Source organism: Gammaproteobacteria bacterium (genome assembly GCA_013816845.1).
Taxonomy (GTDB): Bacteria; Pseudomonadota; Gammaproteobacteria; order DSM-16500; family DSM-16500; genus Aquicella.
Genome location: JACDDU010000003.1, coordinates 222,661 through 237,191 on the forward strand (window position 1 = coordinate 222,661; position 14,531 = coordinate 237,191).

At 37.2% G+C, this 14,531-nt stretch carries 14 protein-coding genes; 4 read left to right on the top strand and 10 right to left on the bottom strand.

The window, feature by feature from the left end:
* Positions 1-704: 704 nt before the first annotated feature.
* The 4 genes from H0W64_06905 to H0W64_06920 all read right to left on the bottom strand — a co-directional run bounded on the left by H0W64_06905 (position 705) and on the right by H0W64_06920 (position 4,984).
* Positions 705-1,823 (bottom strand): hypothetical protein, encoded by a 1,119-nt coding sequence (locus tag H0W64_06905; GenBank protein MBA3661437.1) that lies wholly within the window; start codon positions 1,821-1,823, stop codon positions 705-707.
* Positions 1,824-2,352: 529 nt separating this feature from the next.
* The gene (locus H0W64_06910; protein MBA3661438.1) at positions 2,353-3,108 is read right to left on the bottom strand and encodes an N-acetyltransferase; all 756 of its coding nucleotides are present in this window, start codon (positions 3,106-3,108) and stop codon (positions 2,353-2,355) included.
* A complete protein-coding gene (locus tag H0W64_06915; GenBank protein ID MBA3661439.1) occupies positions 3,105-3,818 on the bottom strand; it encodes a DUF3865 domain-containing protein in 714 nt (237 codons plus the stop codon). The genes H0W64_06910 and H0W64_06915 overlap by 4 nt, the downstream gene beginning before the upstream one ends.
* Positions 3,819-4,762: 944 nt before the next feature.
* The gene (locus H0W64_06920) at positions 4,763-4,984 is read right to left on the bottom strand and encodes a KTSC domain-containing protein (protein MBA3661440.1); all 222 of its coding nucleotides are present in this window, start codon (positions 4,982-4,984) and stop codon (positions 4,763-4,765) included.
* Positions 4,985-5,435: 451 nt separating this feature from the next.
* On the opposite strand from H0W64_06920, the gene H0W64_06925 reads away from it, so the two are divergent.
* On the top strand, positions 5,436-6,122 hold the full coding sequence (locus H0W64_06925) for an HAD family hydrolase (protein ID MBA3661441.1): 687 nt from the start codon (positions 5,436-5,438) through the stop codon (positions 6,120-6,122).
* Between the two features lie 143 nt (positions 6,123-6,265).
* Complete coding sequence (locus H0W64_06930; GenBank protein MBA3661442.1) at positions 6,266-7,573, top strand: hypothetical protein; 1,308 nt, start codon at positions 6,266-6,268, stop codon at positions 7,571-7,573.
* Positions 7,574-7,751: 178 nt separating this feature from the next.
* Here the strand turns inward: H0W64_06930 and H0W64_06935 are convergent, their stop codons facing one another.
* Genes H0W64_06935 through H0W64_06945 form a run of 3 tightly spaced genes read right to left on the bottom strand, consistent with a single transcriptional unit; the run spans position 7,752 to position 10,884 of the window.
* A complete protein-coding gene (locus H0W64_06935; GenBank protein MBA3661443.1) occupies positions 7,752-8,780 on the bottom strand; it encodes a hypothetical protein in 1,029 nt (342 codons plus the stop codon).
* Between the two features lie 3 nt (positions 8,781-8,783).
* Positions 8,784-10,487 (bottom strand): alanine racemase, encoded by a 1,704-nt coding sequence (locus H0W64_06940; protein ID MBA3661444.1) that lies wholly within the window; start codon positions 10,485-10,487, stop codon positions 8,784-8,786.
* A complete protein-coding gene (locus tag H0W64_06945; protein MBA3661445.1) occupies positions 10,468-10,884 on the bottom strand; it encodes a cupin domain-containing protein in 417 nt (138 codons plus the stop codon). The genes H0W64_06940 and H0W64_06945 overlap by 20 nt, the downstream gene beginning before the upstream one ends.
* A 117-nt stretch (positions 10,885-11,001) precedes the next feature.
* Here H0W64_06945 and H0W64_06950 point away from each other — a divergent pair, with 117 nt between their 5' ends.
* Positions 11,002-11,175 (top strand): hypothetical protein, encoded by a 174-nt coding sequence (locus H0W64_06950; protein ID MBA3661446.1) that lies wholly within the window; start codon positions 11,002-11,004, stop codon positions 11,173-11,175.
* Positions 11,176-11,309: 134 nt separating this feature from the next.
* On the top strand, positions 11,310-12,176 hold the full coding sequence (locus H0W64_06955) for a hypothetical protein (GenBank protein ID MBA3661447.1): 867 nt from the start codon (positions 11,310-11,312) through the stop codon (positions 12,174-12,176).
* Here the strand turns inward: H0W64_06955 and H0W64_06960 are convergent.
* Genes H0W64_06960 through H0W64_06970 form a run of 3 tightly spaced genes read right to left on the bottom strand, consistent with a single transcriptional unit; the run spans position 12,163 to position 14,377 of the window.
* Positions 12,163-13,047 carry a CBS domain-containing protein gene (locus tag H0W64_06960; protein MBA3661448.1) on the bottom strand — a complete coding sequence of 295 codons (885 nt, stop codon included), beginning with the start codon at positions 13,045-13,047 and terminating at the stop codon, positions 12,163-12,165. The genes H0W64_06955 and H0W64_06960 overlap by 14 nt on opposite strands.
* A 15-nt stretch (positions 13,048-13,062) precedes the next feature.
* Complete coding sequence (gene ybeY / locus H0W64_06965) at positions 13,063-13,518, bottom strand: rRNA maturation RNase YbeY (protein ID MBA3661449.1); 456 nt, start codon at positions 13,516-13,518, stop codon at positions 13,063-13,065.
* Between the two features lie 10 nt (positions 13,519-13,528).
* Positions 13,529-14,377, bottom strand: a complete 849-nt coding sequence (locus H0W64_06970) for a PhoH family protein (protein MBA3661450.1) — start codon at positions 14,375-14,377, stop codon at positions 13,529-13,531.
* Between the last annotated feature and the right edge of the window lie 154 nt (positions 14,378-14,531).

Below are 14,531 nucleotides of genomic sequence, written 5' to 3' on the forward strand. Positions count from 1 at the left end.
AGCAAAAAACTTAAAAGCGTCATCCAAAATAAGTATGTCGTTCTTTATGATCGCATTGCAGAAGACCATTAGTCACAGCGAAGCAAGGCGTTGATATTGCTAAATTTGTAAAAGAATTTGCACGAGAAGTTATCCAGTTCTCTTCTTTGGAAGAAAAGGTAATGATATTCATGCCTGCTTAAAAAATGAAGTTAAGCACATGACCCCGGATATATTGGAAAATCGCTTGCGCGGACGGCGTTTAGCGAAACTGAGCCCGACATTAACAAATTGCGAGAAGCGACGAATGCCGCAAGAAGGCTGTTAAATATTTATTATGCTGAAATGAGCACGACCTATTGGAAAATTATTCTCGCTACTGTTGCTCCATCTATTTTGACGAGCTTATTGATAGTGTGGTTACTGATGCCTAAACCTACATTGCCTTGAGTGATCTACAGCTTGCTCGATATGAGCTTGGAAAAACTTTTTCAGATGTCTTCAATGGGTTGCTTAAAGAAAAGCAAGATTGGTTTTGGAATAGAGCAAATGATAAGAAAAAAGCTAATCTCAATCATCCCAAATAGTATCACAATTAACCCACCTATTCCTATTGTCGATAAAGTAATTGAGTAATCACTATCAGAAAAACACTACACGATTAAATCAGGACGCTACAGCTAACTAGCTCCCGCCAAAAACGACTTGGCGGGAGAAGCGAACTTCTAATGACCCATTCTTCTTGCTGTATTTGACGCTTGGCCAAAGGCACTTGCAGCTATCTGTTCGTCTGAAATAAGTTTTTCATTGTCGATGTCTCGACACTTCTTAGCAGAATTTCCAAAGAAAGAAGAGGTGTTATTGCTGAATTTACTAGGTACTGCCTCTGTTAACAATTGTAATTCTGCTAGCTGAATCTCGAGTATTAATCTTTCTAAGCCAGCGCCAAAACCATAAGCTGAGTCAAAGCCACCTAAACCACCGAATCCTAATCCGATCCCATCGATATCCATATCATCATTACTTTGTAGTAAATCAAAAACGCTTCTGTTATCGCTATTGGTTTTTACAGCGGTGTAACTTTGCTTAATATTGTTAGTGATGGTGTTTATTGATGGTTCAACAGCACTAATGATATTTAAAAACTGATTTAAAGCTGCTTCATTTGGGATGTCGATTTTATGAAATCCACAGTCTTTGTAGATAAAATCTGGTTTAGTAAAACCATTTGCGACTAAAGGATCAATAACTGCATCGTATTGTGATTTTTGTAAATTCAAAAAAATACAAATATCACCACTGTAATAACCCAGCAATTTCAATTTTTTTATTTTTGCATCTGGTAAGGTGCTTGTATAAGTTTCACAGCGATTTAACTCGGCGCCATAAGAATAAGTATTGGCAAAAGAACCACTTTTATTCCAGCCTGGTATCGTGGGCTCTTCTTTAGAGTATGGTTTAACGCTTACAATAATTTCTGGTGCAATCGTATTGATTGAAGGTTCAATAGCACCCAAAGTTTGTAGAAAAGAAGTTAAAAAATTAATATTAGGTACGTTGATTCTATAAATACCAAGGGATTTATCATTAAAATCAGGGGCTAAATACCCTTTATTCACCAATTCATTTGTGATTGTATCAAACTGCGGCTTTTTGGTTTTGAATGCGATAATAATATCGCCATCGCGGTGGCCGACAACTTTGAGTTGTTTAATTTTAGAATCCGGATTCGTTGTATCATACACTACTTGTTGATTTTTATAGCTTACATCAGCAAAGTCACCTTTCTTTTGCCATAAAATTTCATTGTTCTCATCTGTAACGTTTATTTTTCTATTTAGCATTCAATAGCCCTCGATTTTCTAACACTCCAGATTGTAAAAGTTTAACTAATTACATAAATGTAGTTATTTTTGCTAGGAGCAAAATATATTTATACCCGTTAAATTGCAACTCTCTTTCTTTTTTATCTGTGTGTCATTTCAAAATAGAAATGTCCGTTTGAGGTATGGCCGGAAATGCTCTTATGTATTTAAGATGACGTGGAGAAAAATTATTCATTTCAAGTAATTGTTCGCGCAAGTCAAAAGCTAGGCGATCAATAATTTTTACCCCTCATCCTCGATCTTGTTGTTTTCAAAAATGCCTTGCCCTATACCCAAGCATGATCATTCCTATGTTGCTAGCTATAATGATACGCAGACGTTCAGCCTCACATTTGCTTAAGTTCAGTTAGCCAATCAGAATAACCTTCTAGTAATGCAGCTTTAGGCGGAGCAATAGGAAGCATCACAGTACGATCAACTACAGGGTATAGTCTCAGTTATAGCCAAATAAGTTGTTACTTTAAATTCTAAAGTTAAATTATTCTTATTAATAACTAACCCAAACGTTAGGTTCGATGTATGTTCCTTGATTATTCATGAAATCAATTTCTATTGGGACTAGTGCATTTTTAATAATATAAGATCCATCATCTGGAAAGCACAATCCTGTCCATTGTTCCCATTGGCTTATCGTAGCAGTAATAAAAGCAGAGCGATGACAAACATTTAAAATATTAGCACCAACGGAGATATGAGTTCTTAACCAAGGATCAAAGATAAGACCTGCCTTATTTTTCCATTTAATATATTTATCAATAGAAATTAAAGGATATAAACATTTTAAACTTGGCCTGACAGGTACAATTAGAGAAGTATATTTTTTGCTATGTTTGATTTGATTAAGATACTGAAGAAGAATTTTACTTATTCCCCGATTACGGTATTTATCGCTAACTGTAATTGATATAGCACATAAAATATTTGCTAAATTAACGTCATAATTTTCATCAAGAACTGTATTAATGACCCAACTCACTCCGTCATTGGAAAGATCAATTAACGATTTGTTCCCTATAATAGGAAGCGAATTTGCTATAGCAATAAGTTCATTGTTCTTATCTAATAAGCTTACTTGGAAGTCGGGATATAATTTATAAATTTTAAAAATAATGTCATCAGCGAGACGAATGAAGTCAGGCCAAACTCTTTTTCGTAATGCAATAATATTTTTAATTAAGTTTAATTGTTCAATACCATTAACAATATTGTACTCAGCGTGTCGATCTATAATTGCATCATTCATTTTAAAGTTTCTGCATGCTTAAGTAATGCATCCCACCAAATTGTCATCGAATTGATAGCTTGATTGGCTCCTAAAGAAATTTCTCGTTTCTTAATAAAAAGACCACTAAGTGCTTCGTGCGACATGTAATAATTTTCTTTCGCAATATCAACAAACATACCGAGGCCATCTTTATGACCTTGTTCTACACCATTCAAATGCATATCATGAAATGCTTTCAATTTCGATTTTTCCCAAAGGTGTTTTCTTCGCTTAATAACTTCGTTTGAAATATCGTGAAACACTTCATGTTCAAATATTGCGGCTGTCTCAGTTGCGTACATAGCCCCAAGTGTATAGGAAGGACAATTAGAAATTAAGTGTGAAATAGTTTCAAAAAATGCAGTCGTTGGAGTAAATTCAGTGCGTTTATCTACATCCGTTCCAATTTCAAATAGTGCTTTTTTATAGATCGCGGCATGATTTTTTTCTTCATTAAAATTTCGTAGCAACTCGTCAGAAACGCCTTTCTCGTTAAATTGCTTTGTTGTGTTAACTGCGGTTAGTAAAAAACTAGTATTTCTAAAAGAAAATTGATAATGCTCCATCATCAGCCATTCTAAAGCTTCCTCGGAGAATAAGCTTAGATTTCTTAATTGATTTTTTACATTAGATGTAAACTGATAATTGGTATTATCAATTTGGTTCGATAAAGTAATTTCGGTATTCATAAAAGCCTCGCGAGGGGTTAAAATATTTGATTGGAATTTGCAAATTTTTCGGGAATATCTTGAGCTGTATCCCAGTGCTCAACACTTTTTCCGTTTTCTAATTTAAATAAATAGGGCGCGACTATAAGTATCTGGCTCTCAAATTGACTGCACATGCAGGATAACATTATCCCCTTCTGCGAATACCCGCTTCATTTCACTATGAGCATTAGGATATTTGTCACGTAGGAGCTGATAAAAGCCCTTAATACTCAGAGCCATCAGCTGCTGTTGGATTATGTTTGTGTATACCTTGGAACCAGATATAACGAGGTAGCTTCAAAATCTTTTTGGTTGATAGTCTTGTCATAAACTTCAATGACCTGTTGTTTATTTTTTTCCAATTGAAAATCTCTCAATGCATAAGAATTTTTAATTAAAAATATGAGTGCAAAAGTAGTAAACATTGATATAGTTTTTTTAAATAATCATTTTCAACAATTTAAGTGTCACGCTCAAATTTTGCATCATTCTGCAAGGGTTATAAATATACATAGCCAGCTATGTAATAGTCAATCATTTTTAGGTGTGTTTTATTTATGGTTTTAAAAATTGATGAACATACTGATATAATCATTGGTATAGATCATGTAGGAATTTTTCCGGCCATTATTACCCCCCCTTTTTTTAATGAATTAATACTACTTCTTTTGAGGTTTAGCTAGAAAATTTCACGCTCTACCATCACTGGTGGATGTCTAGAGGTACTCGGGCACTAGACTAAAACTAGTCCCTGGTCCCCCGGTTTATACCCCCTCGGAAAGAATCATTTTTAAAGTACGGGATCCCGAATGCGGGGAGACGACAATTTGGCTTGCACAAAAAGGTTTGAATAGTTTGGCAAAGCTTCGATCATTAACCTTAAAAAAAGTGATTTGCCACCGAAGTTTTAAGGTTGGATAAATTCAACTTTGGTTGTGCTGCAATTGTTGGTATTGATAATAGGGTTTGATATAAATATTAAAATATTGCCCCGCAGAGGGTGCGCTAAGAAGTTTATCATAAATATTTTTAGGCACATTAAGGTATTCATATTCATCATGATCAATAAAGCGGATATACAATGAACTGCCGCAGTATACGCTAGCGGAGATCACTGATGACTGAAGTCGAATCCACTTAAGTATTCGAAAAAACCCTCTCCAAATTAAACGAAATGACTTGGGGAAAAGATAATCTGGGTCTTAGTCATATTATATATCAGGTGCTATCTCCAAAGGCGGCGCATTATGTTGCACATTAACTGGTCATCACCATAGAAAATGGCATTGCTGGATTTGAAAATATAGTGCAAGAAGCATTAAGCGGCCTTGCAGGTAGAATACAAGAAGAGACATTCCGACAGTGATTAGTCATTTATTCTAAGGTAATCCGGTTATTTAACATTGAAGCTCAACTGTTTACTTAGAAAAAACTTCTCCCAAAAAATTGGATATACTTGCATAACGCATTCAATGAAGCCTATCAATAATTGTTGACGTGCTTGGGCTACAAATCTAACTGAGATTTATTTAGGCTTGCTGTTAAAACTATCGCAGGCGATAATTCTAGAACTCTAAAATAGGCCCATTTCACCTAATGACCCATAAATTAATAGTTTTTGATATTGATGGGACATTAACAAAGACTAATGATATTGACTCACTGCTATTTGAAAAGTCAATTTTAGAGGTTCTTCCAATTCATTCCTTGGATACCAACTGGGCAAATTATAAGTATTCAACCGATGCTGGCATCCTTGCTGAGATTACTCAATCGACATTGAACCGTAACCCACATACTTCCGAAGTTGTATCGATAAAGACTAAATTCTTTTCTTACCTCGCAAGTGCTTTTGCTAACCATCCTTCCCATTGTCTACCCATCCATGGAGCTAAGGAGATTTTTCAAAGGCTTTCACGACTTGGCTGGGATATTGCAATAGCTACGGGTGGGTGGAAAACATCGGCACTTTTGAAATTACGATCAGCTCAAATACCTTATCAAGCAATCCCCATAGCACACAGCGATGATCATGTGGAGAGGAGGCGTATTATCTCTCTGGCCATTGAAAGGTCCCAAAAACATTATAATAAGCCCTGTTTCAAAAAAATAATTTATGTAGGAGATAGACTTTGGGATGAGCGTGCTGCAATGGATCTTGGAATTGATTTTCTCGGGATTGGCGATGATCTAGGGAGTCTAGGTAATAGGGATTTTTTCCATATTTCTGATTATGCAGATGCGAGACTAGAAGATCATTTACGAAGTCTGACTCATAGCTGATTTTTTGCGACTCATTTTACACAGATATTTTTTTATCCTTTGTTGCAATAGCAGCAGTTGAATCCACTCCTTCCTATTTCCCTCACCCGTTGATTATATTACTATCATCGCATTTCGACCGTATTTTAAAGGGAAGTTTTGTTTTGAATTGTAATTATGAAGAGCTCGATCCTGCAGGCATCACGATTGGCATAGCGGCTTTCTTTTTAGCATTATTCTATGCTTACTACTTATTACAAAAATTTAAATTGAACTTCAAGTCGATCGGTCTGATTTTATTACTGAGTGCATTGGGCCATTTTGTTGGGGCTTATGCACTTTTTGAATTCGCGGTTAGAAATGGTGCGGATTCTTGTTTTTATTTTGCCAATGCCACGATGAAAAACCAAGGCGTGGGTTATTGGTTTGCATTTATGGTTTTAGGGTATGCAAGAGAATATTTATTAGGTGACTCCTTTTTAGGGGCTTTTTTAATATCAGGCGCTATTGGTTTAGTTGCCTCAACTTACCTCGTCGTTATTTATAAAATCTTGCTCGACAAAATTTCTGGTTTCAAGCCTTTTTACAAAATAGATCCACAACAATTAATTTATCCCGCATTTTTATTAATGTGTTGGCCTTCTTATTTATTCTGGAGCGCAGGGATCATTAAGGACAATTTCGCCTTTTTAGCAATTACGATGACATTGTTTGTTATTGTCCGTGGCAGTTTAGGATTCTCCAATTTGATAACATTAGCTGTTGCTTCAGTTTTAGGATTTGTGGTCAGGCCTTATCTTTTCATTATTTTTGGTGTATCAGGATTTCTTTATCTCTTAGCAGGAAGCAAGATTAAAATACAATATAAGTTGGGAATATTGGGTACGCTATGCATGCTTTTTTCAATGCTAACACCACTTTTGAGCAGCTATGCAGAAATGGTGCATTTTAATGGCATTACTACTATAAAAAATATTGGTGAATATGCTGTTCGTCAACAAGGCTACATGGCAATTGGTTCTAGCATTCCTGTTCCTACGTCCAACCCGTATTTAATGTTTTTGTTTATTCCTTATTTAGTGTTTGCCAACTTACTTTTACCCTTGGGAATAGGTGCAAGAAATTTTATTGGCATTGTAAGTTCAATTGAAAATGTCTACCTTTTGTGGTGGATACTCTATTTTATTAAACATAGAGCTTACTGGCGAGATTTATCTAGCCGCATTAGAATAACAAAATTTTTAATGATTTATTTCTTATTCGGCATGATGTGTCTCAGTATTATGTGTACTAATCTCGGCCTTGCGATGCGCGAAAAAATTATGTACGCCCCCGCTTTATTAATTTGTATGTTCTTATGCTATGCGTATCGACGGATGGTTTTGCTTGAGCATCACTTTACCACGCAAGAAATAGAGCAGTCGCCTCAACCGCTAGAACCACTTTCTGGGGCTTTAACCAGTAAACAATAAAATTATTTTTGTTGGGATCAGGATTAGCAGGGGCTGGACTAAAAAACCTCCGGCTATGCACATCTCAGCTGTCCCAGTTTTGACGAGAACATCATAAAAAATTACGAATGGACATTAACATTATTTGGCGAATGCTCATGGGGAAAGCTGTAACTTTCAAAAATTGGACTTGGCCATTTCATTTTATCGCAGTAATCATATGTTTTTCCCCCGCAGAATAAGTAACTTGTATATGCTGAAAACCAATATTTTGTAACCAAATGCCATATTCTGTTGCGCTTCGATGCGTGCCATGCATTTCTAATAGCATGGTTATATTTAACATAGCTGTTAAATAAGGGCCTGATTTATCATCTTCAAAAAATTTTTCTAAAATGACAATAATGCCATTAGGGGGTAAATGATCGTAGACTTTTTGTAGAAGTGAAACACATCTACTTTCTGGCCAATCTGATAAAAGATATCCAATTGAATAGACATCCCCTAGGGGTAAAGAATCTGTAAAAATATTGCCTGGATAAAATGTGCCTCGCGATTGACAATGATGTTCTGTCAGCTTCTTTTCTGCAGCATTTCGAACATGCGGGTAATCCATGATTACAGCCGTTAAATCAGGATTTTTATGCAGAGCGGCGATAGCAAATGATCCATTTGCACCGCCTAAATCAACCAATTTTTTGCAACCTTTAAATGTAAATTGATGGCATAAATCAACAGAATCGTTATACCCGGAAGCCCACATGGTGGATAAAAAATCTGTGGTGGATTGTTCATTTTCATAAATATGATCGATATAAACTGCATCAAGATTGCTCTGGGTTATAGCTTCTTTACCTATTTTTTCCCATTGGGGTTGATTAGTTTTGACAGCTGGTAATAAAAAATCAAAAATTTTATAACTCGTTTTGAAGTAATGGGTAAATTTCCCACCACAATAATGGTCACTGCTACGAGATAAAAAAGGGATCCAAATTGCGTTCACATTGTAGTAAGGACCCTCTTTTTCTAACAACTTGATGCAGTGTGCACCAATTAATAATCGTTCTAAGGAAGAAAGGGGCAAGCCCATGCGCTGACTTAATTGCTCAAGTGTGGCTGGGCCTTCAGTGATTAAGTCATCAAATAGTTTTAATTCGTCGCAGACAAAGAGTATCTGGCTTTCTACAAAACCAAACATCATTTTTTCGAGCAGGATGGGCATTTTCATTGGCTAACTCGCTATGTCCCAAACCACTTCAACGTAATCATTGCGAATACCGTAAATTTTTTTATGCAAAAAACCTAACGCATCGGTATACGCAGCAATAAGCACAACTTTATCACCGCGCATGAGATCGACTGAAGCAGGCGGGGTAACACTTTCTAATTTGGTATGTTCAGCACTTAAACCGATAACCCGTAAATCTTGCCGATCGCGAGGAGCTGGCAATCCCCCAAAAGGATGCCATCCTACTGCTTTAAAGCCTGCATTTCCGATTGCTCGACTTTGATCAGTGGGCACACTAATAATTTGCGTGAGGATTAATGACCCCATTTGGTGATCATAATCTTTTAAATTAGCTTGATGATAATAAAGCAAATCACCCAGTGCACCACCGCCTGCTTGAATTTCAGTTAATACGCCCGTTTGAAGGCAATCTATGTAGTTGCAACTGCCGCCACCACTAATGACATTAACGCATATCCCTGCTGATTCAATGGCAATTTTAACAGCAGCTAAGATGTTATGTGATAATTGTGTTTCATGCGTTTTGGTAGAAGGAGGTAGGATGGGTGTATGACCTTCATAACCGGTAATCCCATCGAAAATAATCGCTCCTGTCGTTATTTCGATTTGTTTTGCGAGTCGCGCTAAGTGAACTGCCTCGCTCACAGTGTTTACGCCGCAGCGATGATGGTTGACGTTAACTTCAATCAACACGTGGATGGGCGTCTGGATTTCCCATTGTTGAACCGCAGTTGCTAAATGATGAAGGTAATCGGCGTCATCGACTGCAACACATAAACGTTTTGTTTGTTTAGCTAATAAGGAAAGACGCTTAAGGTCCGCTTCTGTCCCAACTTGGTTGGCAAGATAAATGTTATCAATGCCTGCTTTTGCAAAAAGTTCAGCTTCAGTGAGGGTTAGTAATACGACTCCATCTGCGCTGCTGTGATTAAGAATATATTTCGCAAGGTCAGGACATTTATGAGCTTTACTGGGAATTTTCCATGCAACATTTTTGTCTAACATACGTGCAGACATGAGCTTGATATTATGATCGACACAATCTAAATCTACTAAAAAAGCAGGCGTGGGCAATTCAAAAATTGATTGACCGACGTATTGATTATTGATGGATCGTTGCTGCGCTTTAATGAGGGTACCGAGTGTTTTCGATTTACTCCAACAAGTGAGTTCAATCCACATTCCCCACGGCGAAACAAGAAAGGTGGAGGTGCAAACCTCGCCGCGTAAGGGAAATTGCATAGGCGGATCTTGAATTAATCGTACTCCTGGCCATTTCGGTATAACTTTGGATTTAAGGTGCGTGATAACTTGGTCAAGATCTTGAACGGTAAATGAAATATAACTATTACCAATATCACTAAATTTATGCCATCCATTTTCACCCTGCCTGGAAGGTTGATCAGGTGTCTTCCATTCAAAAATTTCAATATATTGGGCTAGAGGATGCGCCCCACATTTCAACATGATGACATGCGGCATGTAAGCATCGGGGTGCACATCAAAAAGGGTTGACCAGCCACGCATCCCAGCGGTTGGGGTGGCATCGCGTTTCACTTCCCAACCAAATTCAGCATCAAAAACTTCCATTAAGAAGGTTGTGGCTTGCTTAGCATCGGGTACAACTATTCCGACGTGATCTAAGCCCATGTTGGTAGGGATTCCGCTAGTCGCACTTTTTGGCATGGATATCTCCTTTTTGATAATGCAAATCTATGTTGCCACTATCAGTATTTATAATAGGAGGACTTTGAATACTAAGGAATAAAGTATGAGTTTTAGTGGTAAAGCCATGTAACACAGCCGCAGGAATAGTAAAACGCATGCCTGGTTTGTAATTGATAAATTTTTCTGCTAATTGAAAAATTCCTATACCTGAAATGATATAGATTACAGCAGCACTTTCTTCATGATAATGCGTTTGGTACGCTGACTCTGGTTGCAATGCGACTAATTCAACATTTTCCTCAGTAGCATGATTGTTAAATAATCCACATTGATAAAGATCAAAAATTTCTTCGTCATTACCTTGTTTGCTCACTACCCGTCGATGCGGAATGGTTTTAAATATTTCGTATTTCATTTTTAAATTTCCTTTGCTGGTCAATACTACACGATTTAAAAAAACTTTAAATCTGGCTTGTTAGTCAGTATCTTTAGTGCTTGAATTAATGGTTCATTAGTTGGGGGAGTGGTAAATATGGCTAAGACGATTTCAGTATATTTTAATGGCACTGATGACAATAACGATGTACCCGATGTGGGCGTGATAACGCTTGCAGCTTTGTTAAATGAAATAACGGTGAAAGACGAGAATAACATTTCGATATGCCTTACGGGATGCGGAATTGATAATTCTATTATCGTGATTTAGGGGAAATTTTTTCTTTTAACTTAGAAAGACAAGTTTTAGAAGTTGCAAAACAAATTCAAGGCATCATTAATCAAAGCGAAGAGCCGATCGTTCTTAATGTTTATGGTTTTAGTCGCGGCGGTGTGGCGGCATTTTTGTTAAGCCAAAAATTAAAACAGATCTCACCAGATCGTTTGACGATTAACATTGCATCTTTAGAACCTGTCCCGGGGAATTTTATTTCAAGTGTTAACAGTGATTTGTCCATGGGGATGAAAAAGACACTCGCAGCATCGGTTGCTGATCTAACCGATTGTAAAAATATGGCCAATTTACTGGTATTATTTACCAATAGACCCTTGCCAGATATTGCCTGTCAGGCTCCAATTTTGCCTTCCTACCCGCAAACCTGTCACGCGGAAGTTGATGTAACTCCCGGTTGTCATAAAACTGCTGTGTCGTTTATTAAAACAGGCGATGACATCATTGCTAGTAATGATGAAAGCAGAATTGCTTTTCATCGCATCATAGAATCCATGAAGCGGTGGGGAACTTCTTTTGATGCAACACGATTAAATTTTGAACCATTTTTAAAATTTTCAAATGATAGTTTGAATGATGCTAACAAAGACCAATTATTAAAATTATATGGACGCGTCTTACCCATTATGGATTTTTTTGGCGATGAACATCGTGCAATGCATTTACAAAATCATATTTATACTTGTGCTACCGATAAAAAATATTTGAATCGTCATCACCAACAGTTATCTGATGTACAGAATCCAAGTGATGATGATTGTGTCTTAACGATGCTAGATCGTAATCCTAAGCCTAAAGAGTCTCAGTCTCAAGTATCAGAAAGCATGATATCAACGTCATCATCTTTTTTCACTTGTGTCGGAAATTTATATAATAGACTGGCGAAGTCTTCGGTATGGATACGGATCCTGAGATTCGACCTAAATATTAATTTAAAAGCCCAGCAAGCTAAATATTGCTGGGCTTTTAAGATGAAATGACATGGCTCTTATTGCTCTTTTTTGCGCTGATCTTCAGTTCCAATAAATACAAACGACGATTGTCGCTATGTAATACTTTAAAGCGGAAATTTTGAATACGAATGGTTTCACCGCGGTGAGGAAGATGACCAAAGGCTTGCAACACAATCCCCCCAAGGGTATCAAATTCATCATCTGAAAATTGTGTATGAAAATAGTGATTAAATTCTTCGATGGGTGTTGATGCTTTAACAATGAATGCACCATCATCTAATTTTTTGATTTGAGTATCTTCTTCATCCACGTCATATTCATCTTCAATTTCACCCACAATTTGTTCAAGGACATCTTCAATTGTTACTAAACCCGCTACGTGTCCATATTCATCTAAAACAATTGCAATATGGTTGCGGTTGATACGAAATTCCCGCAAGAGGATATCAAGACGTTTACTTTGGGGCGTAAACATAACTTTACGAGTGAGCTGACTTAATTGAAAAGAGGGTTCTTTTTTATTAAAACAATAACGTAACAAATCTTTAGCGAGCAACATGCCAATAATATCTTTACTTTTCGCGTCAAAAACTGGAAAACGCGAATGACCTGATTCAATGACAATGGGTAAAATTTCATCGAGTTTTTGATTTTTATGCACAATAACCATTTGCGCTTTGGGCACCATGACTTCTCGAACTTGCATTTCAGATACTTGCAAAATTCTTTCAATCATCCCTAGCATTTCGGTACTCAAAACATCGCGATCTCCCGCTTCGCGCAGCATCATCATGAGTTGTTCACGATCTTTGGGCAAACGGCCGAGTAGCGTTGCAATACGTTCAAACCAACTACGTTGCTTTAATTTTTGTTGTTGCTCGTCTGGGTCATCGACCATACATACATCAAACCTTTATTTTGTGTAGGGATTAGGAAACTTAAGTTTTTCCATTATTGTAATTTCGCGTGTTTCCATGACATGGGCTTCGTCTTCATCTTCATGATCATAGCCTTGTAAATGGAGCATGCCATGAATCACCATATGGGCCCAATGGGCTTGCTTATCTTTTTGTTGCTGCAAAGCTTCATCATTCACAACGTCCGCGCAAATGACAATATCGCCTAAAATAGTATGTCCCAAATCGACATCTTCGTGGACTTCAAAGGGGAATGATAAAACATTCGTATGACCCACTTTTTTTCGATAACGTTCATTCAATGTTGTCATTTCTTCTCGACTAACAATGCGAATCGTGGTTTCAGTGGGAGTCGTGACATTTTCCAGGGTACTTTTAGCCCACGTCCGCAGGTCGGTATTTTTAGGTAAAAATACTTTGGCTACGGTACGCTGAATAATAAAACGATGCATATTTTTTTAATTATTTTTGTTGTTTTTTCTCATGTTGTTCATAAGCCTCTACAATGGTTTGTACCAAAGGATGGCGAACAACGTCTGAGACTTGAAATTGAGTAAAGCTAATACCGGGAACATTATCTAACACCACGCTTGCATGAATTAATCCAGAATCCCGGCGATTGATTAAATCGATTTGTGTGACATCACCCGTAATAACCGCTTTTGAGTTAAAACCAATGCGGGTTAAAAACATTTTCATTTGTTCAATGGTCGTATTTTGACCTTCATCTAAAATGATAAATGAATCATTGAGAGATCGACCGCGCATGTATGCTAAGGGTAAAAGTTCGATGATATCGCGTTCAATTAATTGATTTACTTTTTCAAAACCTATCATTTCATAGAGTGCATCATACAAGGGTCGTAAATAAGGATGAACTTTCTGGGCAATATCACCGGGTAAAAAGCCGAGTTTTTCACCCGCTTCAACGATCGGGCGAACTAAAATGATGCGGCTGACGCGTTCAGCCTCAAAGGCTTGTACCGCACAAGCAACGGCTAAAAAGGTTTTGCCCGTACCAGCAGGTCCAATCCCGAAATTAATATCGTGTTTTAAAATGTTTTGTAGATAATGCACTTGATTCAGTCCGCGCGCCGTAATCGGACCCTTTCTAATTAAGATATCCATATGCGCATGCTGTTCTTCAACAGGTTTCTTCGTCACAGTTTGCAAATACATGTGAATTTCCTTGGGCTCTAATAAACTTACTTTTTCCGTTTCGTTGTAAAGATTATTCAAAGTCAAACAAGCCTTCTGCACAGCACCTTCCTCACCCGTCACAGAAAATGTATGTCCGCGCTGTTTAATCATCACGCCTAAGCATTTTTCAATGAGTTTGAGATGTTCGTTTAATTTGCCACAGAGGTTGAAAAGACGATGGTTATCTTCAGGATCAAGCTTTAAAGTTTCCGAATGGAGTAGAGTATTCAACGTTTATTTAGGTCCTCATATCAACCTGGATACT